General features: G+C 66.8%; 23 protein-coding genes. 10 read left to right on the plus strand and 13 right to left on the minus strand.

Features of this window, described 5'->3' with window-relative positions; all coding sequences use genetic code 11:
- Window positions 1-14: 14 nt before the first annotated feature.
- From ACP7C5_RS11515 to coxB, 10 genes are all read right to left on the minus strand, one after another.
- On the minus strand, window positions 15-881 hold the full coding sequence (locus ACP7C5_RS11515; RefSeq protein WP_189676347.1) for a class I SAM-dependent methyltransferase: 867 nt from the start codon (window positions 879-881) through the stop codon (window positions 15-17).
- Complete coding sequence (thrC, locus tag ACP7C5_RS11520; RefSeq protein WP_426264359.1) at window positions 881-2,281, minus strand: threonine synthase; 1,401 nt, start codon at window positions 2,279-2,281, stop codon at window positions 881-883. The genes ACP7C5_RS11515 and thrC overlap by 1 nt, the downstream gene beginning before the upstream one ends.
- 11 nt (window positions 2,282-2,292) lie before the next feature.
- The gene (locus ACP7C5_RS11525; protein ID WP_426264360.1) at window positions 2,293-2,928 is read right to left on the minus strand and encodes an SURF1 family protein; all 636 of its coding nucleotides are present in this window, start codon (window positions 2,926-2,928) and stop codon (window positions 2,293-2,295) included.
- Window positions 2,925-3,320 (minus strand): DUF983 domain-containing protein, encoded by a 396-nt coding sequence (locus ACP7C5_RS11530; RefSeq protein ID WP_426264361.1) that lies wholly within the window; start codon window positions 3,318-3,320, stop codon window positions 2,925-2,927. The genes ACP7C5_RS11525 and ACP7C5_RS11530 overlap by 4 nt, the downstream gene beginning before the upstream one ends.
- Window positions 3,321-3,324: 4 nt before the next feature.
- Window positions 3,325-4,182 (minus strand): cytochrome c oxidase subunit 3, encoded by an 858-nt coding sequence (locus ACP7C5_RS11535; protein WP_133191492.1) that lies wholly within the window; start codon window positions 4,180-4,182, stop codon window positions 3,325-3,327.
- Window positions 4,183-4,228: 46 nt separating this feature from the next.
- Complete coding sequence (locus ACP7C5_RS11540) at window positions 4,229-4,768, minus strand: cytochrome c oxidase assembly protein (RefSeq protein WP_189676351.1); 540 nt, start codon at window positions 4,766-4,768, stop codon at window positions 4,229-4,231.
- On the minus strand, window positions 4,768-4,929 hold the full coding sequence (locus tag ACP7C5_RS11545) for a hypothetical protein (RefSeq protein ID WP_165954550.1): 162 nt from the start codon (window positions 4,927-4,929) through the stop codon (window positions 4,768-4,770). The genes ACP7C5_RS11540 and ACP7C5_RS11545 overlap by 1 nt, the downstream gene beginning before the upstream one ends.
- Window positions 4,926-5,834: a heme o synthase gene (locus ACP7C5_RS11550; RefSeq protein WP_322161936.1), complete on the minus strand. Its 909-nt coding sequence runs from the start codon at window positions 5,832-5,834 to the stop codon at window positions 4,926-4,928. The genes ACP7C5_RS11545 and ACP7C5_RS11550 overlap by 4 nt, the downstream gene beginning before the upstream one ends.
- Before the next feature lie 165 nt (window positions 5,835-5,999).
- The gene (gene ctaD / locus ACP7C5_RS11555; protein ID WP_426264362.1) at window positions 6,000-7,664 is read right to left on the minus strand and encodes a cytochrome c oxidase subunit I; all 1,665 of its coding nucleotides are present in this window, start codon (window positions 7,662-7,664) and stop codon (window positions 6,000-6,002) included.
- Window positions 7,665-7,667: 3 nt separating this feature from the next.
- Entirely contained in the window at window positions 7,668-8,825 is a 1,158-nt protein-coding gene (gene coxB, locus ACP7C5_RS11560; protein ID WP_426264363.1) for a cytochrome c oxidase subunit II, read from the minus strand.
- A gap of 187 nt (window positions 8,826-9,012) precedes the next feature.
- Between coxB and pyrE the strand changes: the two genes are divergently transcribed.
- The 6 genes from pyrE to maiA all read left to right on the plus strand — a co-directional run bounded on the left by pyrE (window position 9,013) and on the right by maiA (window position 13,446).
- Complete coding sequence (gene pyrE, locus ACP7C5_RS11565) at window positions 9,013-9,594, plus strand: orotate phosphoribosyltransferase (RefSeq protein WP_426264364.1); 582 nt, start codon at window positions 9,013-9,015, stop codon at window positions 9,592-9,594.
- Window positions 9,591-10,319: a pyridoxine 5'-phosphate synthase gene (locus ACP7C5_RS11570; RefSeq protein WP_189676354.1), complete on the plus strand. Its 729-nt coding sequence runs from the start codon at window positions 9,591-9,593 to the stop codon at window positions 10,317-10,319. Before pyrE ends, ACP7C5_RS11570 begins: the two co-directional genes overlap by 4 nt.
- 124 nt (window positions 10,320-10,443) lie before the next feature.
- The gene (gene acpS / locus ACP7C5_RS11575) at window positions 10,444-10,854 is read left to right on the plus strand and encodes a holo-ACP synthase (RefSeq protein ID WP_426264365.1); all 411 of its coding nucleotides are present in this window, start codon (window positions 10,444-10,446) and stop codon (window positions 10,852-10,854) included.
- Entirely contained in the window at window positions 10,851-11,753 is a 903-nt protein-coding gene (lepB, locus tag ACP7C5_RS11580) for a signal peptidase I (RefSeq protein ID WP_426264366.1), read from the plus strand. The genes acpS and lepB overlap by 4 nt, the downstream gene beginning before the upstream one ends.
- A complete protein-coding gene (locus tag ACP7C5_RS11585) occupies window positions 11,750-12,814 on the plus strand; it encodes an AI-2E family transporter (protein ID WP_133191483.1) in 1,065 nt (354 codons plus the stop codon). The genes lepB and ACP7C5_RS11585 overlap by 4 nt, the downstream gene beginning before the upstream one ends.
- Window positions 12,811-13,446, plus strand: a complete 636-nt coding sequence (gene maiA, locus ACP7C5_RS11590) for a maleylacetoacetate isomerase (RefSeq protein ID WP_426264367.1) — start codon at window positions 12,811-12,813, stop codon at window positions 13,444-13,446. Before ACP7C5_RS11585 ends, maiA begins: the two co-directional genes overlap by 4 nt.
- 21 nt (window positions 13,447-13,467) lie before the next feature.
- On the opposite strand, the gene ACP7C5_RS11595 is transcribed toward maiA, so the two are convergent.
- Entirely contained in the window at window positions 13,468-14,571 is a 1,104-nt protein-coding gene (locus ACP7C5_RS11595) for a glycosyltransferase (RefSeq protein WP_133191481.1), read from the minus strand.
- A gap of 304 nt (window positions 14,572-14,875) precedes the next feature.
- Between ACP7C5_RS11595 and ACP7C5_RS11600 the strand changes: the two genes are divergently transcribed.
- The 3 genes from ACP7C5_RS11600 to ACP7C5_RS11610 are packed head-to-tail and all read left to right on the plus strand — an operon-like array spanning window position 14,876 to window position 17,467.
- Window positions 14,876-15,730 carry a hypothetical protein gene (locus ACP7C5_RS11600; RefSeq protein WP_426264368.1) on the plus strand — a complete coding sequence of 285 codons (855 nt, stop codon included), beginning with the start codon at window positions 14,876-14,878 and terminating at the stop codon, window positions 15,728-15,730.
- Between the two features lie 2 nt (window positions 15,731-15,732).
- Window positions 15,733-16,257: a DUF2141 domain-containing protein gene (locus tag ACP7C5_RS11605; RefSeq protein ID WP_426264369.1), complete on the plus strand. Its 525-nt coding sequence runs from the start codon at window positions 15,733-15,735 to the stop codon at window positions 16,255-16,257.
- Window positions 16,258-16,264: 7 nt separating this feature from the next.
- Entirely contained in the window at window positions 16,265-17,467 is a 1,203-nt protein-coding gene (locus ACP7C5_RS11610; RefSeq protein WP_133191479.1) for a glycosyltransferase, read from the plus strand.
- Here ACP7C5_RS11610 and ACP7C5_RS11615 read toward each other — a convergent pair.
- Both ACP7C5_RS11615 and ACP7C5_RS11620 read right to left on the minus strand, forming a co-directional pair.
- Window positions 17,452-18,918: a hypothetical protein gene (locus ACP7C5_RS11615; protein WP_426264370.1), complete on the minus strand. Its 1,467-nt coding sequence runs from the start codon at window positions 18,916-18,918 to the stop codon at window positions 17,452-17,454. The genes ACP7C5_RS11610 and ACP7C5_RS11615 overlap by 16 nt on opposite strands.
- Window positions 18,919-18,964: 46 nt before the next feature.
- Window positions 18,965-20,395 carry a DUF2029 domain-containing protein gene (locus ACP7C5_RS11620; RefSeq protein WP_426264371.1) on the minus strand — a complete coding sequence of 477 codons (1,431 nt, stop codon included), beginning with the start codon at window positions 20,393-20,395 and terminating at the stop codon, window positions 18,965-18,967.
- Between the two features lie 98 nt (window positions 20,396-20,493).
- Between ACP7C5_RS11620 and ACP7C5_RS11625 the strand changes: the two genes are divergently transcribed.
- Complete coding sequence (locus tag ACP7C5_RS11625; protein ID WP_426264372.1) at window positions 20,494-22,119, plus strand: alkaline phosphatase D family protein; 1,626 nt, start codon at window positions 20,494-20,496, stop codon at window positions 22,117-22,119.
- The last annotated feature ends 27 nt before the right edge of the window (window positions 22,120-22,146 follow it).

Below are 22,146 nucleotides of genomic sequence, written 5' to 3' on the forward strand. Positions count from 1 at the left end.
GAGCAACGGCGCCGTTACCGCGTCCAGCGTGCGAAGATCGCGGTCGGCAGCAACAGCCCGCGCGCTTCCTCGCGCACCGCCATCTCGCCGACTTCGACCGTCCCGCCGAGATCGGACAGCGCCTGGCGCACTACCTCGCCGATCGCCAATGCCGACATCCGCACGGCATAAACGGTGAGGACGAGGAACTTGCTGTCCTTGTCGAGCAAGCGGCGGCAATCGGCGATCAGGCCGGGCAGGCCTTCCTCGAGCTTCCACACTTCGCCATCGGGGCCACGTCCGAACTTGGGCGGATCGAGGAAGATCCCGTCATAGCGTTTCTCGCGCCGCACTTCGCGCGCGGCGAACTTGGCGGCGTCGTCGACCATCCAGCGGATCGGCCGATCCGACATGTCCGACAGGAAAGCGTTGGCCTTGCCGGCATCGACCGATTTCTTCGAGGCATCGACATGCGTCATCGCTGCGCCCTTGGCGGCAAGCGCGAGCGTCCCGACCCCGGTATAGCCGAACAGGTTGAGCACTTGATCGCCCTCGGCGACCTTGCCGCGCATCCATTCCCATTGCGGCGCCATGTCGGGGAAGAACGCCAAGTGGCGAAACGGCGTGTTCTGCGCGGTGAACAGCACTTCGTTCCAGCGGACATGCCAGCCGCCGCGCGGCACGTCGCGCGAGAGATGCCAGCGGCCGCCGCCATCCTCGTCCGACGCGCCGATGAAGTCGCCATCGGCTTCCCAGCTGTCCGACGCGGGCGCCCACATCGCCTGCGGTTCGGGGCGGATGAAGCGGAAGCGGCCGTAGCGCTCGAGCTTGCGGCCGTGGCCGGAGTCGACGAGGCCGTAATCCTGCCAGGGTTCGGCGATGAGCGTGAGCAAAGGGCCCATTACCGTGCGCTCGCCCGCTCGGCGATATACGCCGTCACCGCCTCGAACGTGCCCGGCAGCGAGGCGTAGCGTTCCTCGCGCTCGAACAGGTCACCCATTCGCGCCGGCAGGACCGGGCGTTGCCCGGTCGCGCGCTCGACCGCGTCGCGGAACTTGGCGGGGTGCGCGGTCGCCAGCGTCACGATCGGCACATCGGCGGGCAGATCGGCACGGCGCGCGGCAGCAAGGCCGATCGCGGTGTGCGGGTCGATCACTTGGCCGCTCGCCTCGCACGCCCAGCGCATCGCCAGCGCCATGTCGTCGAGATCGATCCGGTCGCTTGCAAACAGTGCGGCCGCGCCTTCGCGCTGCGCGTTCGTCAGGCGCATCGCCTTCGACGTCTCGAACCCGCGCATCTGATCGGCGAGTGCATGACCGTCGCGCCCGCCGAGATCGAACAACAACCGCTCGAAATTGCTCGAAACCTGGATGTCCATCGACGGGCTCGGCGTCGGCACGACGGTGCCTTGCGAATAGTCGCCCGCGCTCAGCGCACGGTGGAGAATGTCGTTGACGTTGGTCGCGACGATCAGCTTGGCGACCGGCAGCCCCATCTTGGCGGCGACATAGCCTGCGAACACATCACCGAAATTGCCCGTCGGCACCGAGAAAGCGACCGCGCGCTCGGGCGCGCCGAGCCGGACGGCGGCGTAGAAATAATAGACGATCTGCGCCATCAACCGCGCCCAGTTGATCGAATTGACCGCCGACAGCGCGAACTTGCCCGAGAAGGCAGGATCGTTGAACATCGCCTTCACCAGCGCCTGTGCGTCGTCGAAGCTCGCATCCTCGAGCGCGATGTTGTGGATGTTGGGCGCGATCACTGTCGTCATCTGACGGCGCTGAACGTCCGACACGCGGCCCTTGGGGTGGAGCATGAAGACATCGACCCCGGCGCGCCCCGCAAGCGCGTCGATCGCCGCCGATCCCGTATCGCCCGAGGTCGCGCCGACCACGGTGACCTGCTGCGTCGATCCGGTGAGGAAGCGTTCGAACAGCAGGCCCAGGAGCTGCAGCGCGACGTCCTTGAAGGCGAGCGTCGGGCCGTGGAAGAGCTCGAGCAGCCAGTTGCGTTCGTCGAGTTGCGCGAGCGGCACCACCGCGGCGTGCGCGAAGCGGCCATAGGCCTGGGTGCACAGCGTACGCAGATCGTCTTCGCTCAGCGTGCCCTCGACGAAGGGCAGCATGACCGCGACCGCGGTTTCGACATAGGACAGCCCCTGCATCGCGGCGATCTGCGCGGCCGAGAAGCTCGGCCAGCTTTCGGGCAGATAGAGTCCGCCATCCTTGGCAAGGCCCGCGAGCGTTACGTCGCGAAAGTCGAGGGTCGGCGCGGAGCCGCGCGTGCTGATATAGCGCATGGCGGTAGCGGTTAGCGGGGTGGAGCCGACTCGGCAACCGTTCGCCGCCGCAAGGCCACGGCATAGATAATTGCGGCAAGGCTCGCGAACACGAACCATTGTACCGCATAGGCAAGGTGATTGTTGGGCACCGCGTCGAGATCGGGGCCGGGATTGGGGTCGAGCCCAGCCGCCGGCGGATCGGCGACAAGCATCAGAACTTTGGGCGCGCCTTCCCCGACCATCCCGGCGATCAGCGCCGCATGGTCGGGCGCGTAGGTCAGATATCCGGTGACGGGCCCGCCCTTCCAGACGGGCTTGGCGTGCGGATCGGTGCCGAATCCGAGCTGGACCGTGAAGCCCGGTCCTTCGGCACCCGTACGACACCTTGCGATCTGGCGCCAGCCGGTGCCGCCGCGCGCATTGCGGCCACCTTCGATCGCAAAGCTGATCGGCTGCAGGCACAGCGCGCTCGCCCGGCGGAAAAGGAGCTTTGCGTCGGTCGGGTCGCGCGGGAATGCCATCGGCGGCAACGTCACGTTGCGCGCATAGCGTGCGAGCAGCGCGGCCTTCTCGCTGCGGCGCTCGAGCTGCCAGATGCCGAGTCCGATCATCGCGACGATCGCGATGCCGACGATCAGTGTCGGGATCAGCGGGACACGTTTCACGGCAGCGTCTCGGGCGGCGCGATCCGCCCCTCGTGCGCGGCGGTGCGATATTCGGAACCGAGCAACGCGGCTTTCGCGATCCGCAGCGATCCGACCACACTGACGACGGTGATCGGCAGCCAGATCAGCATCTGCAGCCAGATCGGCGGGCCGTATGCCAGCTGGATCGTGATCGCGAGCCCGACGACGATCGCGCCGAGCACCAGCGTCAGGATCGCCGCTGGCCCGTCACCGACATTGAACGTGGTGAAATCGAGCCCGCAGACTTTGCAGCGATCGCTGAAGTCGAGCACACCCTTGAACAGCCCGGGCGCGCCGCAGCGCGGGCACAGGCCCTTCAGCGCTGCGGCAACGGGCGTCGGCGCCACGGCCTTCGCCCGCTGCTCGGTCACAGGCTCACCCTGCGTGGACCGGTGCGCCCCAGCCACCCCAGACATAGATCGAGACGAACAGGAACAGCCACACGACGTCGACGAAGTGCCAGTACCAGGCCGCCGCTTCGAAGCCGAAATGCTGCTTGGGGGTGAAATCGCCGCGGTAGACGCGGATCTGGCAGACGATCAGGAAGACCGTGCCGATCATCACGTGGAAGCCGTGGAAGCCAGTCGCCATGAAGAACGACGCACCATAATTGAGCCCCTTGAAGGGGAACGGCGCGTCGGCATATTCGTACGCCTGGATGCAGCTGAAGATCAGCCCGAGCACGATCGTGCACCACAGCCCCTTCTTGAGGCCGTCGCGGTCGCCGTGGATCAGCGCATGGTGTGCCCAGGTGATCGTCGTGCCGCTGGTCAGCAGGATCAGCGTGTTGAGCAGCGGGAAGCGGAAGGCATTGATGACCTCGAGCCCCTTCGGAGGCCAGGTGCCCGCCGTGTCGGTGACGACACTGACGGTCTTGGCGACCGAATCGTACGCGATGTGCGCGGGGAAGAGCGAGAAGTCGAAGAACGCCCAGAACCAGCCGACGAAGAACATCACTTCGGAGGCGATGAACAGGATCATGCCATAGCGTAGGTGGAGCTGGACGACCGGGGTATGGTCGCCGGCATGCGCCTCGACGATGACCTGGCGCCACCAGCCGTACATAACCGCGAGCACGCCGGCCAACCCGGCGTAGAACACCAGACCACCGCCAGCGGACGAATGCATCCACATGATCCCGCCAGCTGCCATCACGAGCGCAGCCATCGATCCGGCGAACGGCCAAATGCTCGGTGGTAGAATATGGTAATCGTGGTTCTTCGCACCGGCCATGGGTTTTCCCTCTGCTCTGGTCTCTATCTCGTCCCGTGACCCTGCTCTAGCCTTTGGCCTTCGCGGAATCCACCGGGTAAAACGTGTAGCTCAACGTGATCGTCTGGACGTCGCTTGCGTCGGGATCCTGCAGGATCTTGGGGTCGACGAAGAAGATCACCGGCATCCTTGCGGTCTCGCCGGGCTTCAAGGTCTGCTGTGTGAAGCAGAAGCACTGGATCTTGGTGAAATATTTGCCCGCCTGCGACGGCGTCACGTTGAACGTCGCGGTGCCCGTGATCGGCTTGTCCGACGTGTTGGTCGCGGTGAAGAACGCCATGTCGCGCGCGCCGATATCGACCGTCTCGGACGGGTTCTCGGGCGCGAACTTCCACGGCATGTGCGGCGCGACATTGGTGTCGAAATCGATGCGGATCTGCTGGTTGACCGCACCGGGCGCGCGCAACGCGCGCTGCGTCGTGCCGTTGAGCCCCGTCGCCTGGCAGAACATCCGGTAGAGCGGGATGCTCGCCCAGCCGAGCCCGGTCATGAAGCAAATGCCCAGAACGGCAAAGAGCGCGGTACGAAGCTTGCCGTCGAGCACCATCAGTGCGGCATCCCCGCCTTGATCTTGGCGATGGTGATTGCGAACACCAGGACGACGAACGCACCGAGAATCACGCCCAGCACCGCTGCGCGCGTGCGCTGGCGCTTGCGGACGAGGTCGGCGTGCGGGATCGACAGGTCGGGGCGCGGGTCGGGGTTCATGTGGTCAGCCGATCGATTGCGAGGGTCGCGAAGATCGCGAGGATATAGCCGATCGAATAGACGAACAGAAAGCGTTCGGCCTTCATCTCGGCCGGCGTCGCCGCGCGCTGGACGACGACCCAGGCGGTGAGCCCGACAAAGATCGCCGACGTCACCGCCGCGATGATCCCGTAGGTCGCGCCAGCCAGGCCGAGCGCCCAGGGCGACACGGCCGCGGCGGCCATCAGCACGGCGTAGAACAGCATCTGCCAGCGCGTCGTGCGCGCGCTCGCCACGACGGGGAGCATCGGCACGCCGCCCTTGGCGTAATCATCACGGATCAGCAGCGCGAGCGCCCAGCTGTGCGGCGGAGTCCACAGGAAGATGATCGCGAACATCAGCAGCGGGAGCGTCGAAATGCTGCCGGTCGCCGCGACCCAGCCGATCAGCGGCGGGAATGCCCCCGCGGCACCGCCGATGACGATGTTCTGCGGCGTGCGGCGCTTGAGGCCGACGGTGTAAACGAGCACGTAGAACAGGATCGATGCGGCGAGCAGCGTCGCGGCGAGCAGCCCGATCGCCATCCCCATCAACAGCACCGAGAAGACCCCGAGCCCGACGCCGAACTGCAGCGCGGTCTCGCGCTCCATCTTGCCCGCCGGGAGCGGACGCTTGGCGGTGCGCTTCATCAGCGCGTCGATGTCGGACTCGTACCATTGGTTGAGCGCCCCCGCCGAGCCTGCGGCCAGCGCGATGCACAGGATCGCGGTGAAGCCGAGCACGAACGGAAGCTGCACCGGCGCCGCGAGCATCCCGCAAAGCGCGGTAAACACCACCGACCGCATGACGCGCGGCTTGGTCAGCGCGAAGAAATCGCGCCAGTCGGCGGGGAGCGTCGCGGTGGGGGTAAGCGTGGTTACGGTCATTTCATTTCTACCCCCCTCCCGCGTGCGGGAGGGGCTGGGGGTGGGCTCACGCTCCAAAACGGGCGCTGAGTCGCGGGGTGAGCGCGCGCCCACCTCTACCCCTCTCGCAAGCAAGAGGGGAGAAAAAGATCGACCCTCGCCGCACGGGCGGCGAGGGTCGCAAGCTCAGTCGATCCGCGGCAGCGTCTCGAACTGGTGATATGGCGGCGGGCTCGACAGCGTCCATTCGAGCGTCGTGGCACCCTCGCCCCAGGGGCTGTCGCCAGCGGGCTTACCCTTGGCGAGCGACCAGATGACGTTGACGAAGAACACCAGCATCGATGCCGCCATGATCTTGTAGCCGAGCGTCGCGACCCAGTTCCAATGCGCCAGCGCATCGGTGTAGTCGGGCACGCGGCGCTGCATGTTCTGCAGGCCGAGGAAGTGCATCGGGAAGAACAGCACGTTCACGCCGGCAAAGAACACATAATAGTGAATCTGGCCGAGCGTCTCGTTGTACATCTTCCCCGACATTTTCGGGAACCAGTAATAGAAGCCGCAGAACAGCGAGAACACCGCACCAAGCGACAGCACGTAGTGGAAATGCGCCACGACGTAGTAGCTGTCCTGCATGTAATCGTCGATGCCGCCATTGGCGAGCACGACGCCGGTGACGCCGCCGACGGTGAACATGAAGATGAAACCGATCGCCCACAGCATCGGCGTCTTGAAGCTGAGCGAACCGCCCCACATCGTCGCGATCCACGAGAAGATCTTGATGCCGGTCGGCACCGCGATCACCATCGTCGCTGCGGTGAAGTACATCTTGGTGTTCACGCTGAGGCCCGTCGTGAACATGTGGTGCGCCCACACGACGAAGCCGACCACGCCGATCGCGACCATCGCGTAGGCCATGCCGAGATAGCCGAACACAGGCTTCTTCGAGAAGGTAGAGATCACCTGGCTGACGATGCCGAAGCCCGGCAGGATCATGATGTAGACTTCGGGGTGGCCGAAGAACCAGAACAGATGCTGGTACAGGATCGGATCACCGCCGCCGGCCGGATCGAAGAAGGTCGTGCCGAAGTTGCGGTCGGTCAGCAGCATCGTGATCGCGGCCGCGAGCACCGGCAGCGCCAGCAGCAGCAGGAAGGCGGTGACGAGCACCGACCACACGAACAGCGGCATCTTGTGCAGCGTCATGCCCGGCGCGCGCATGTTGAAGATGGTGGTGATGAAGTTGATCGCGCCGAGGATCGACGAGGCGCCCGCGAGATGAAGCGACAGGATCGCCATGTCGGTCGACGGTCCCGGCTCGCCATAGGTCGAGAGCGGCGCGTACAGCGTCCAGCCGTTGCCGGCACCACCGAAGAAGGGCGAAGCGAGCAGCAGCGTGAACGAGGGGATCAGCAGCCAGAACGAGATGTTGTTCATCCGCGGGAAGGCCATGTCGGGCGCGCCGATCATGATCGGGACGAACCAGTTGCCGAAACCGCCGATCATCGCGGGCATCACCATGAAGAACACCATGATCAGACCGTGCGCGGTGATCAGCACGTTCCACAGATGGAGCGAGTGATCGAGCCCCTGCTCGCCACCGGGCAGGAAGCTTGCCCAATAGCCGAGATACTGGATGCCCGGCTCGGCGAGTTCGGCGCGCATCAGCCCCGAGATGGCGCCGCCGATGATTCCCGCGGTGATCGCGAAGATCAGGTACAGCGTCCCGATGTCCTTGTGGTTGGTCGACATGAACCAGCGCGCGAAGAACGACATCTGGTGATCGTCATGCGCGTGCGCATCCGAATGCGGGTGCGCGTCGAACGCGTGTCCGGTGAGAGCGGAGTCGGTCATGGCTTATTGTCCAACTGTGCCGGCGCCGGCGGCATTGGCCGTCGCGCTCGTGTTTCTGACAGGTCCGGTAGCTGCGCCGTCGGCGACCGGCCCGGTGACGTTCGCGGTCACGTCGACCGCGGGCGTGGCGGTGGCGGGCTCGGCGGTGGCGGGCGCTGCTGCCGCACCCGGCATCGTGCCGCCCTTGGCCTTGACCCACTGCGCATAGACCGCGGGGGTCACCGCCTCGACCGTGATCGGCATATAGCCGTGGCGCGCGCCGCAGAGCTCGGAGCAGACGCCGAAATAGACGCCGGGCTTGTCGATCGTGAAGCTCGTCTCGTTGAGGCGGCCCGGAACGGCGTCGAGCTTGATCCAGAACGCCGGGATTTCCCAGCTGTGGATCACGTCGTTCGAGGTCGTGATCAGACGGATCGGAACGCCGACCGGGAGCACGACGCGATTGTCGGTTGCGAGCAGTCGCGGACCGTCGATCGCGGTCCGTGCGCGCTCGCCCTTGCCGGTCTCGCCCGCTTCCTTGAGCATGTTCGCGGTAATCTCGAACCCGCCATTGTCGGGGTATTGATACGACCAATACCATTGGTTGCCGATTGCCTTGAGCGTCACCGCGGTCTTCGGCGCGGGCTTGTACTGCGCCTGCAGCAGCCCGATTGAGGGGAGCGCGAGGCCGAGCAGGATCAGCACCGGGACACCGGTCCACAGCACTTCGAGGATCGTGTTGTGCGACGTCTTCGACGCGACCGGGTTGTTGGCGCGGCGATAGCGGATGACGACCCAGACGAGCAGCAGCAGCACGAAGATCGTGATGATCGTGATCGTCGGCACGAGCAGCCAATTGTGGAACCACAGCGCCTGCTTGCCGTTCGGCGTGACCTGCGGCTGGATCGTGATCAGCCCGTCGACCGGCTGGCCGAGATTGGGGTCGATCGCCATCGCGGGTGCGCCGTCGACCGCGAGCATCGGATCGTTCGAGACTGCGGGGGCAGCGACTGCGGCGGGGGCGGCTTGCACCGTGGCGGGCGAAGCGGCGACCGGCGCGGCTTCGACGGGTTTGGCGACAGGCGCGATCGGGGCGGGTTGCGGCGCGGCGTCGGCCGCTCCGATGCTCGAGATCGCGAGGCTCGCCGCCAGCACGATCGATTTGATCCCGATCCTACGCATCGTCTGCTTCTACCCTCTGCAGCGCCGCTTTTACGGCATTATCAAGGCGGGGATACGCCTTTATCGCTTGGCGTATAGCAGGCTATGCCCTCGCCTCAACCCGCGCCGACGCCTTTTTTGGCACAATCGTTGCGCGACGCGGCGCGCGACCCTAATCAAGCGGCTCTTCCTGCAGGACGGACCACTAATGACCGACGCCGATGTTATTGCCGAATTCCGCGCCGCCGAGGCCTTGTTGGAGGGGCACTTCATCCTGTCGTCGGGGCTGCGCTCGCCACGCTATCTGCAATGCGCGCGCGTGCTGATGGACCCGGCGCGCGGCGCGCGGCTGGCCGAAGCGCTCGTCGCGCGCTTGCCAGCCGAGCTGCGCGCGAGCATCGCCGCGGTGATCTCGCCTGCCATGGGCGGCGTGATCGCCGGGCATGAAATGGGCCGTGCGCTCGGCGTGCCGGCGATGTTCCTCGAACGGCCCGAAGGCGTGTTCGAACTGCGCCGCGGCTTCCGGATCGAACCAGGCACCAAGGTTTTGATGATGGAGGACGTCGTCACCACCGGCCTGTCGTCGCGCGAGGCGATCGCGGCGATCGCGCGCGTCGGCGGCGAGACGGTCGCGGCGGCGGCGCTGGTCGATCGCTCGAGCGGGACCGCCGATTTGGGCGTGCCGTTCTTCCCGCTGATCCGGCTCGACGTGCCGACCTATGCGGCGGACGCCTTGCCGCCCGAACTCGCGGCGATCCCCGCGATCAAGCCCGGGAGTCGCGCAGCATGAACCGCGAACTGCGCCTCGGCGTCAACATCGACCATGTCGCAACGGTGCGCAATGCACGCGGCGCGGGCTATCCCGATCCGGTGCGCGCCGCGCTGCTCGCCGCCGAAGCGGGTGCTGACGGCATCACCGCGCATCTGCGCGAGGATCGCCGCCACATCACCGACGACGATATCGCCCGCCTATCCGAGCAATTGACGATCCCGCTCAACCTCGAAATGGCGGCGACCGAGGAAATGCTCGCGATCGCGCTGCGCCACACGCCGCATGCCGCCTGCATCGTCCCCGAAAAGCGCGAGGAAGTGACGACCGAAGGCGGGCTCGATGCTGCCGGGCGCTACGATCGCCTCGCGCCGCTGGTCGGCGCGTTGCGCGATGCCGGGATCCGCGTGTCGCTGTTCATCGAACCCGATGCGCGCCAGATCGATGCCGTGATCCGGCTCGGCGCGCCGGTGATTGAACTGCATACCGGCCGCTACTGCGATCTCACGGGCGAAGCGCAGACCGCCGAGTTGCGCCGCCTGGCCGATGCAGCGGCGCTGGCGGCGAAGAACGGCATCGAGGTCCATGCCGGGCACGGGCTGACCTATGCCAATGTCGCGCCGATCGCGGCGATCCCGCAGGTGCGCGAGCTGAACATCGGGCATTTCCTGGTCGGCGAGGCGCTGTTCGTCGGGCTCGACCACGCCGTCCGCCAGATGCGCGCGGCGATGGACGCGGCGCGGTGACAGGCGCGCGACCTGCTCCCCTCCCGCTTGCGGGAGGGGCTGGGCGAGGGCCGGTTCCTACGAGCGCGGCGCTGGAGGCACGCCCCTCCCCTAACCCTTCCCGCAAGCGGGAGGGGAATCTGCGATGATCATCGGCATCGGTTCGGACCTCTGTAACATAGAGCGGATCCAGGCGTCGCTCGACCGCTTCGGCGCGCGCTTCGAAAACCGCGTGTTCACCCCGCTCGAACAGGCCAAGGCCGCGCGCCGCCCCTTCACCAAGGCGGGCACGCTCGCCAAGCGCTTTGCGGCCAAGGAAGCTTTTTCAAAAGCGGTCGGTACCGGATTCAAGGCTGGCGTGTTCATGCGGGATATCGGCGTCGTCAATGCGCCCTCGGGTGCGCCGACATTGGCGCTCACCGGCGGCGCAAAGGCGAGGCTTGACGCCATCACCCCCGACGGCCACGTCGCGAAACTACATTTGACGATGACCGACGATCACCCCTGGGCGCAGGCCTTCGTGATCATCGAAGCGGTCATGAAGGATAGCGTATGAGTGAGGATGTGGCCCTGCGCACGCAAGAGACGACCGAGCCCGTCCCCCACGAGCCCGCAACGCAGCCCAAAAAGGGGCGGACCGACTGGGCGGGCGAAGTGCGCGGCATCTTCTGGCTGATCCTCGCGGTGGTCGGCTTCCACACCTTCATCGCCAAGCCGTTCTATATCCCTTCGGAATCGATGCTGCCGGGGCTGCTCGTCGGCGATCAGCTGGTCGTCAGCAAGTTCCCTTACGGCTGGTCGTTCGTCTCGCCGACCTTCCATCTGCTGCCCTTCATCAAGGGCCGCCTGCTCGGCCATCTGCCCGAGCGCGGCGACGTCGTCATCGTCACGCCGCCGGGCACCGAGACCGATTATATCAAGCGGCTGATCGGCCTGCCCGGCGATCGCCTCGAAGTGCGCGACGGCACCGTGATCCTCAACGGCGTGCCCGTGAAGCGCGGCCCGCTGCATTATGTCGACATCCCCAATTACGGCGGCGTCCAGCTTCCCGCGCCCGAACGCGCGACGTGCGATCTCGGCGACGACGCGCTGCGCACCGCCCCCGATGGCAAGACCGTCTGCCACGTCCCCGTCATCACCGAGACGCTCCCCAACGGGCGGCATTACGACACGGTCGAGCTCGGGCCGTCGATCGGCGATAACTATAAGGAAGTCACGATCCCGGCGGGTCACGTCTTCCTGATGGGCGACAATCGCGATCGCAGCGCCGACAGTCGCTTCTCACTGGCAGAACAGGGCCTGGGCGGTCCGGTCCCGTGGGAATATCTCGGCGGTCGCGCCGAGTTCATCACCTTTTCCAAGACAGGCTTGGGAAGCTGGAACCCGCTGACCTGGGGACAATCGTTCCGCGGTGGCCGCGCCGGCACCTCGCTGCATGCGGAGCGTTCCCAGTGAGCGAAGACACGGCCCAAGCCAAGATCGTGACCGAACCGGCCCCCAACGAACTGCGCGATCCCTTCGTCCGACAGGAGTTGAAGCGCGCGACCGTGTGGCTCGGGCTGGCGGGCGCGATCGCGCTCGTCGTGTTGCTGATCCAGCCATTGCTGATCATCTTCGGCGGCCTCGTTTTCGCCTCGATGCTTGATGGCGGGGTGCGCCTACTCGGCCGCGTGCTGCCGATCGGCCGCGCCTATCGGCTCGCGATCGTCGTGGTGCTGACCGTGCTGTTCATCGCGATCGTCTTTTATCTGACCGGCGCCGGCATCACCCAGCAGTTCGAGCAATTGCGCGCGACGTTGATGACCCAGGCGACCAAGCTGATCACCTGGGCCTCGCAAAAGGGGATCATGCCAGGCAAGGCCGATCTCAACGGCATCATGCAGCAGGCGCTCGGGTCGTTCGGCAAGCTTACCTCGTATCTCGGCATTGCGTTCGGCGCGCTGGCAAGTCTCGTCATGGTGCTGGTGATCGGCCTGTTCATCGCGATGGAGCCACGGCTCTACGAGGGCGGGCTGCAGTGGATGGTGCCGAGCGACCAGCGCAAGCGCTTCTCGGGCACGATCGAGGAGATGGCCAAGACGATGCGCCGGCTGCTCGCCGGGCGCTTGTTCGGCATGGCGATCGAAGGCGTTATGACGGGGATCGCGCTCGCGATCGCGGGCGTGCCTATGGCCTTGGTGCTCGGCATCATCACCGGCATCCTCGCCTTCATTCCCAATATCGGCGCAATCACCAGCGGGATCATCATGATCTCGGTCGGCTTCAGTGCGGGGATGAATACGGGGCTCGCCGCGATCGGCATCTATATCTTCATCCAGGGGCTCGACGGCTATGTCATCATCCCGATGGTCGCCAAACGAACGGTCGATCTGCCGCCGGCGCTGACGCTGTCGATGCAGATACTTGCCGGCACGTTGTTCGGCATCATCGGGCTGACGCTCGCCGACCCGATGACCGCGATGATCAAGGTCGCGCTCGAGCGGAGCTCGGAGGCGGAGGGGGACGCCGAGGCATGATCCTCTACGATTATTGGCGCTCCTCGGCGGCGTCTCGTGTTCGGATCGCGCTCAACCTCAAGCAGGTGGCGTATGAGAGCATCGCCGTCGATCTGACGCAGGGTGCGCAGCGCGCGCCCGAGTTTCTGGCGCGCAACCCGCAAGGCCTCGTCCCCGCACTCGCCATCGACGGCGCGATCCTGACGCAGAGCCTCGCGATCATCGACTATCTCGACACGGCCTATCCGGCGCCGGCGCTGCTGCCCGCCGATCCGGTCGCGCGCGCGCATGTGCAGGCGCAAGCGCTGGTGATCGCCGCCGACATCCACCCGATCGACAATCTGCGCGTGCTCAACCAGCTCACCGCGCAGTTCGGCGCCGATCAGGCCGCGCGCGAGACGTGGTACCGGCACTGGATCATCGAGGGGCTTACCGCGCTCGAAGCGATGACCGCCGATCTGCCCGGCCCCTTCCTCGGTGGCGCGGCGCCCAACCTCGCCGACATCTGCCTGGTGCCGCAACTCTACAACGCGCGCCGATTCGCTGTCCCGCTCGATGCCTGGCCACGCCTGGTCGCGGCGGATGCGGCGGCCAGCGCGGTGCCGGCGATCGCCGCCGCGCATCCTGACCGGGTCAAGCCGACCGCGGCCTGATCCCGACGGCACGACAGCGCGTCAGGCCGCCATCGCAAAGCGGCGTTCGAGCACCACTTCGTCGAACAGATCGAGATAGGCCTCGGCGGCATGCTCGCCCGGCTGCGGCACCGGCCGCGGGCGTGCGCGACCGGGGGCAAGCCAGTCGTCAAGCGCCGCGACCAGCGCGCCCGCGTCCCCCGGCGTGACGATCGTGCCGAGCGACGGACGCGTGATGATCTCGCGCACCGCGACGCTCGAATCGGTGCTGATGACGGGCGTTCCGACCGCGAGCGACTCGCGCAGCACACCGGGCACGCCCTCGAAATCCGAAACGAGCGCAAGCGCCGCGGCGCGCGCGATCACGGGGGTTGGGTCGGCGACATGCCCCGGCAAGGAGACCCGCCCGCCAAGTCCGAGTGCGGCGATCTGCGCCTCTAGCGCGGGACGCTCGGCCCCCTCACCGACGATCATCAGCGCGACATCGCGATCGGCGATGCGATCGAATGCATCGATCAGCCGGTCCCAGCGCTTCTGCGGCGCGAGTCGTCCAACGCCGAGAAGGAACCGCCCGGCGGGCATGGCGGGCAGCACCGCATCGCGAGTGCCAAGGACCGGTGGATTGGGGATGACGCTCAACATCGCGCGATCCGCGCCCATCTCGGCACACGCTTCTTCCGCCATCGCGGGGCTCATCGCGACCAGCCGGTCGACAAAGCTCGGATGCCAGCGCAGCCAGCGGCGATAGGCCATCGCAAAGGCAGGACCGTGGTCGCGCCGAACCAGCGCGTTCGAAATCTTCGCAACAATCGGCGGACACGCGCTGCCGAGCCGCAATTTGGTCCAGGCCGCAAGCGCCGAATAGTGGTTGCCGGGGCAGAACAACACGTCGGGGCCAATCTCGTGCGTCACTGCGGCGAGGCCGCCCATCCCGATCATCGAGGACCGTCCGAGCAGCCGAGTCTCGACATTATCGGGCAGATCGCGCGACAGCGGGCCCGTGGCGTCGCCGATCACCAGCGTCACGCGCCGGCCGAGATCGCTCCATCCCTTGACGAGCCGCAGCAGCGCCTTTTCGACACCACCGCCCTCAAGCGTTTGGGCAAAAGCGAGAATATGCGCGGCGGGGGGTCTGGGACTCAACATGATGAGCGACGCTAACGTCACTTTGTAGCAAAAGTTTCCCCGGAAACGAGGAAACACGGTGTTCGTGCGATGACGCACGCCGTCGCGTTGCTCGACATACGGACGCGCCCGCGCCACACTTCTGCCGCTAAGCCGGGCCAATGCAGCGCTTCGACCGGCTTGAACCAGCGGACAAACGCGCCACGTGACACAGATGAAGACCGGCCCCGGACCTGGCGCTACGACCCCCGGGTCGGGACCCTACGCCCCTTTGCCCCCCTTGCCGGGATTGACCGGCAGCGCTGACCTTGCCGGATTGGAGCCGATGGCCCCGCTCAAGCGCCGTTGGCCGTCGTATCTCGGCGCCGCGGTCACGGTGGTGATGATCGTCTGGCTCGGGCTCAAGCTGCGCGCGCTCGGGGTCGACAGCCTCCTGGCGGCGATGCCGACCAACCCGCTATTCTATATCTTCTTCGCGCTCCTCTATATCGCGCCGGTGACGGGCGACTTCATCATCTTCCGGCGGCTGTGGGGGATCCCCGCGGCCGGTTTCGTCGCGCTGACCAAGAAGCGAATCGCCAACGACATCCTCAATTATTCGGGCGAGGCGTATTTCTACGCCTGGGCACGCCAACGCTCGTCGATGGTCGCCGCCCCGTTCGGCGCGGTGAAGGACGTCAGCATCCTCTCGGCGATCGCCGGCAACATGGTGACGCTCGCGATGATCGCCGTCGCCATGCCGCTCGGCATCGGGCTGCTCACCCCGCACGGGCTGCACAACGCGATCTGGTCGGTGGTCGCGGTGTTCGCGATGTCGCTGCCGTTCCTGATCTTTTCGAAGCGCGTCTTCTCGCTGCCGCGCGCGACCTTGTGGTGGATCTTCGGGGTCCATTGCCTGCGGTTGATCGCCGGCTGCATCCTGATCGCCTTCACCTGGCATTTTGGCCTGCCGACGGTCACGCTCGGTATGTGGCTGTTGCTGTCGGCGGCGCGGATGATCGTCGGACGCTTGCCGCTGGTGCCGAACAAGGACCTCCTTTTCGCCACCTTCGCCACCTTATTGATCGGGCAAGATGCCGAGCTGTCGGTGCTGATCGCAGTGACGGCGGCGCTGCCGCTACTCGTCCATGTCGTGCTGGTCGCGATCTTCGGGCTGGTCGGCCTGGTGAGGAAGAATTGAAGATGCGCAAGATTCTGGCTGGGGTGACGGCGCTGCTCGCAGTGACAGGACTCCCCGCTGCGGCGCAGGCTGCGCAAGTGCTCGGCAGCGATGCCTCGGCGTGCAGCACCGGGGGCCCCGCGATTCGCGTCAACGTCGAAGGGTTGAAGGACCGCACCGGCGAATTGAAGCTCGAACTCTATCCCGCGACCGAGGCCGATTTCCTCAAGGACGATCGCGACCTGATCAAGGAAGGCAAGTTCTTCCGCCGCGTCCGCCTGCCGACACCGCAGACCGGCCCGGTGAGCCTGTGCATCCGCGTGCCGACGCCTGGCCCCTATGCGCTGCTCTTCACGCACAATCGCGACGGCAAGAACAAATTCAATTTCTGGAGCGACGGCGCGGGTTTTGCGAGCAACGTGAAGCTCGGTCGTACCCGCCCCAAGCTCGACATGGCGCGGATCGTCGTACCCGAGGGGGTTGTTACGACGACCATTCGTTCCCAATATCTGCGTGGGCTCGGTGGTTTCGGCCCGCTCGGGAGCTGATCCTGCGATGCGTATCGTCGACGTCAACGAATTCTACTCGCCGACCGGTGGCGGGGTGCGGACCTATATCGATCGCAAGATGGGGATCATGTCCGACCTCGGGCATGAGCTGATCGTGCTCGCGCCCGGTCGCGAAAACGCGATCGAGGAACGCCCGGGCGGCGGCAAGGTGATCTGGATCCAGACCGGCCATTTGCCACTCGACCAGAATTACGGGCTGTTCTGGGACGCCGCGCCGATCCTGCGCTGGCTCGACGAACTGCAACCCGACGTCGTCGAGACGTCGTCGCCGTGGCGCTTGCCCTGGGTGATCGGCAAGTGGCAGCCCAAATACCCCGAGGGCGTCGTCAAGGCGTTCTTCATGCACAACGACAACATGGCGGCCTATGCGCTGCGCTGGTTCGAGGGGATGGCGCCGCAGGAGCGCCTCGAACAGGCGTTCGATTGGTACAGCCGCTACATGTCGCGCTTCCTCAAGCATTTCGATGCGGTCGTCACCAACGGCCCGGCGCTCGAAAAACGGCTCAAAGGGCGCGGCGTGCATATCGACGCATCGATGCCGCTCGGCATCGAACGTGGCCATTTCTCGCCCGATCTGCGCGACGACCGGCTGCGCGCGGCGCTGCTCGCGCAGTGCGACTTGCCTCCGAGCGGGCATTTGCTGCTCGGACTTGGACGCCATCATCCCGAGAAACGCTGGCGCCTGGTGATCGATGCGGTCGAACGTGCCGGTTCCGAATTGCCGGTCGGGCTGATCCTGCTCGGCACCGGCGTCGAGAGCCGCCAGATCGAAGCGCGCATCGCGGGATCGCCGCACATCCGCATGTTCCGCCCGGTCTATGACCGCGAGCGGCTCGCGCGGATCGTCGCGAGCTGCGACGCGCTGATCCATGGCTCGGAGGCCGAGCCGTTCGGGCTCGTCGCGTCCGAGGCGATGGCGGGCGGGCTGCCGCTGATCGTCCCCGATACCGGCGGCTGCGCCGAAGTCGCCGACCGGCACGCGTCCGAATTCTACACCGCGCGCGATGCGCAAAGCGCGGCGATGGCGATCCATCGGCTGTTCGCGCGCGACCAGCGCGTGCTGCGCCGCGCGGTGCTGGTGGCCGCGACCAAGGTCCGCAGCGACCGCGACCATGCGATCGACCTGATGGCCTATTATCAGGGCCTGGTCGACGACAAGCGGGCGCTACCGCTTCAGCGCAGCGCGTAGACCGCAACCCTGCCGCGACCGAGCGGCAGATCGGAACGCTGGCGATAGCGCGCGGCGACATAGCGCTCGAACAGCGCGCGCAAATCGGCGCGTTCGCCGCTATAGACGGGCCCGAGCACGACGATTGCGGGCCGCTGCGCCATGATCCGTTCGAGCTCGCCCTGCTGATCGACGCCGATCGCGCCGCGTTCCTTCGCCTGGCCGATATGGCGCGGGAATCGGTAGCGCGTCACGGTGCACCGATCCGCCAGCGGGTAGAGCATCGGCGACCCCGAGAAGATATAGAGACAGCCCGGCCCGTGGCCGATCGCGCGCGTGACTGCGGCAAGTTCGGCGGCGGTCCCGCGCTCATGGCGCTTGACCAGCAGGACGATCTGCGACGCCAGCAGGACGACGATCAGCAGCGGCACTCGGACCTGCGTCGCGCGATAATGCTCCGCGAAAAAGCCTGCCGCGCAGACGCAGAACGGCACCAGCAACGGCAAGCCGTAATGGTCGAAATAGCCGCGAAACACCAATACGCCGAGCGCCGCGACGATCGCCCAGCCGACGAGCCAGCGGCGCAATGCTTGGGTGTCGTCGTGCGCCGGCAACCGCGCCGCGAGGATCGCCATCGCGCCTAGCGGCGACACGATCAGCAGCATCAGCGCAAGGTTGCCGAGCTCGCGCGGTATCGGATCGCTCCCGCGCGCGCCGATCGATTCGAAATTGGCGTAGAGAAAGGCGTCGCCCAACCCTTGCACCCAGAACCACGCCCACACCGCCAGCGTCGGTACAGCGGCAAGCACCGCAAGCGGCGTGGCGAGCAGCACGACGCCCCACCATGATCGTCCGAGCCGCCACTCGCGCGCCATCCACCACAGCCCGAAGAACGCGCCTTCGAACACGACGGTATATTTGATCTGCAGCGCCAGCCCGACGAGCGTCAGCGCGGCGCAGCCGTGGGCGAGGCGGCGCGCCGGATAAGCAGCATCGTCGGGCCTCGGTGCGAGCAGGCTCGCCGCGCCGACGATCAGCAGATTGTAGAACACCGGGGTCTGCCCGCCTTCACCCTCGAGCAGGTTGAGCCACAGCAGATAGGCTATCGCCGCAGGAAGCGCGCCCTTCGCCCAGCCCGCGCGATCCGCCAGTCGCGCGATCAGCGTCGCGGTCGCGGTGACGCTCGCCAGCGCCATCGCCTGGTACGCCCAGATCCCGAGCGGCAGCCCCAGCGCGGCGGCGGGCACGTAGAGCAGGAACAGCCCGACCGGCTTGCGGTCCCACACATCGACATAGGGAATCGCGCCGTGCACGATCGCGTGCGCGGTGGCGTAATAGAATTCCTCGTCGACATGCAGGATCGGGTTGCCGAAGGTCAGCAAGCGGACGAGCAGCGCGACCCCGAACAGCAGCACCCAACGCGGAACGCGCGCGACGAACGATCGGAACGAGGAAGCGGCGATATCCGTCACGGCTGCGTCGCTAGGTCGACATTCGGGCGAAACGAGGGCGCAGGGCTCAGCGGACGTACAGCCGGAAGCGCGCGCTCGCGATCGGCACCGCGCGATAGTGCTGCATCAGCGCCCACCGCTCGAGCTGCGCATCGAGCATCGCGTCGCCGCTGCTCCAGCCGCCCTCGCCCCCGACCAGGATCGCTGCGGGCGGCGCCTGGTCGAGCCCGACTAGCCGATCGGCCGACACGAGATGCATCGCGGCCTCGCGGGGCGCGGGAAGCAAGGCATGGCTGCGGAAATAGAACGGCCCGGTCGCGAAGCGACGATCGGGCAGCGCGTGCGTCGCGCCCAGAAATTGCGGCGAGAGCGTCGCGATCGGACCGCGGACGCCCGCTTGGTCGAGCGCAAGCGCGATCGCACGCCCCTCACCCACGGCAGAGAGTAGCGAAGTTGCGCCGCGCGACTGTGCCGCTTCGATCAGCGTCGGGGCGAGCCCCGCGCCAACGCTCACCGCGACCATGACGCGCATCCAGCGCGCAGGTCGTGCGCGCTGCCATTCGAGCGCGAGCATTACAAAGAGCGGCGGCAGCGCCGGCAACAGATATTGCCGCCAGGTCGGCAGCGGCAGCAATGCCGCCACCAGCCCCGCGCCCAGCAGAACCGCGAGCACACCAGGCCGCCACAGCCGCTTGCGAATGGCGACCAGCGCCAGCAGCGCCGGCCCCAGCGCGAGGAATTTGAGGCTGTCGATCGCCTTGCCCAGCAGCGAGAGCTTCCACGGCCGATCGGCGTAGAATTCGGCAGGCGCCACCGCGGGAAAGGTGATCGTCTCGAACACGAACGCCGCCGGCGCGAGCGCCCAAAACCACGCCACCAGCCCCGCCACGGGCATCGCCCCGAGCAGTACGGATGCCGGGCGGTGCCGCCGGTCGAACAGCGCATAGCCACCATAAGCCAGCGCCGGGAGCGCATAGGACAGCTTCGCCGCCGCCGCGGCCGCAAGCAGCACCCCGACCAGCATCGCAGACCCCTGCGTCGCGCCGTCGCGCTCCGCCCGCCCGATCGGGATCAACGCGGCGGCGAGCAAGGCCGCCGGAAGCGCGTCGTTGCGCGCGGTCGAAAGGCTGAACAGCAGGATGTCGCAGGCGCCGAGCAGCCCGGCAGTCGCCAGCGCAGCACCTGCCCCCGCCCCCGCCTCGCGCGCCGCGCGCCAGACGCAGCCGAGCATGCACACGCCGAGCAACGCATTGGCAAGCCGCAACGCGAGCCACGCATGCCACCCCGCCGCCCACGCGATCGGCGCAAACACCAGCGGCTGCAACGGTGTCTGGAGATAGGCATAGTCGCGATACGGCAGCTCGCCGTGCGCGCTCAGCAACGCGGCCGCGACATATTGGCTTTCGTCATGGTCGATCGGGTGGACCAGTGCGAGCGTCCCGAACACCACCAGCGCGGCCGCCGGCCAGCGCCACGGCAAACCCACCGATCGTGTCATCGCGCCCTCATCCACGCGGCTTACGCTGCACGATTGCCGCTGTCACGAACGCGCCATATCCCGGTGGCAGGGAATCGCAATCTTCTGGAGATCCGCGCATGACCATCCGTATCGACCGCCGCTCGTTCCTGCTGACCGGCTCGCTCGGGATCGGCGCGTTTGCCGTGCCGGGCTTCGCGCAGACGCCCTCGGTGACGAGCGCGCGCGGCTTCACGCATTCGGTCGCCAGCGGCGAGCCTGCCAGCGATTCGATGCTGCTGTGGACGCGCTACGTTCCCGCCGCCGGCGACACCGCCGAAGTCCGCGTCGAACTGTCCGAAACCCCCGATTTCGCGCGCGTCGCGGCTGGCGGCTCGCAGATCACCGGCGTGTGGCGCGATTTCACCGCCAAGATCACCGTCGACGGATTGAAGCCCGCGACGCGCTATCACTTCCGCTTCGTCGCCCCCGACGGCAGCTTTTCGCCCGTCGGCACGACGCGCACACTGCCGGTCGGCCCGGTCGATCGCTTCCGCACCGCGACCTTCTCGTGCTCGAACATGCCCTATGGCTATTTCAACGCCTATGCCCACGCCGCGGCGCGCGACGACATCGACCTCGCGATCCATCTCGGCGACTATTTCTACGAATATCGCACGGGTGACTATCCCGCGCTCAAGGATCAGGTCGCCGGCCGCGTGCCGCTGCCCGCGACCGAACTGCTCCACCTCGCCGACTATCGCATCCGCTATGCCAGCTATCGCAGCGACCCGGCGTTGCAGGCGCTTCACCAGAAGCTGCCGATGATCGTGCAATGGGACGATCACGAATCGGCGAACGACAGCTGGGAGGGCGGCGCCGAGAATCATCAGGCCGACGAAGGCGACTGGAATGCGCGCCGCGCCGCTTCGATCCAGGCGTATCGCGAGTGGATGCCGGTCTCGGACGAGCCGTGGAAGGCGTATGAGATCGGCACGCTCGCCACGCTGTTCCGCACCGAGACGCGCCTCCTCGCGCGCACCAAGCAGCCCGATGTCGCGCCGCTGTTCAAGGAAGCCGATCCGACCGCGGCGCTGAAGGCGTTCCGCAACGGCGCGTGGATGGACCCGGCGGTGACGATGATGGGCAGCCAGCAGGAAAGCTGGCTCAGCCACGCGATGGCGCAATCGGTCCGCGCCGGGCAACGCTGGCAAGTCGTCGGCTTCGGCACGATCATGGGCGAGACGATGATGCCGCAGGACGCGCTGAGCTGGGTCGCCCCCGATGCCCCGGCGCGCGCGAAAAACTATATCCTCGCCGGTGTCGCCGCCGCCAAGGCGGGCCTGCCGTTCAACTACGACAATTGGGGCGGCTATCCCGCCGCGCGCGCGCGCTTCCTCAAGGGCGCGCAGGCGCTCGGCGCGAACCTCATCGTGCTGTCGGGCGACAGCCACAATGCCTGGGCGTACGATCTCGGCCAGGACGGCAAGCCTGCGGGCGTCGAATTCGCCGGCCACGCGGTCAGCTCGCCCGGCTACGAGGCCGCTTCGCGCACCGATCCCAAAGTGATCGCAGCGACGCTCGTCCGCGCCAATCCCGAGCTCAAATGGTGCGACACCTCGCGTCGCGGCTATATGGCGATGACGCTGACGCCGACCAAGGCGAGCAACGACTGGATCATGCTCGAAACGATCAGGGCCGCGAACACCAGCGCGAGCATCGGCCACACCGCGACGATCGAGCGCGGCCGCAACACGATGGCATAACACGCGCCCGGGGTGGATGCGTATTGC

Source organism: Sphingomonas sp. PWP1-2, from assembly GCF_049898305.1.
GTDB classification, from domain to species: Bacteria; Pseudomonadota; Alphaproteobacteria; order Sphingomonadales; family Sphingomonadaceae; genus Sphingomonas; species Sphingomonas glacialis.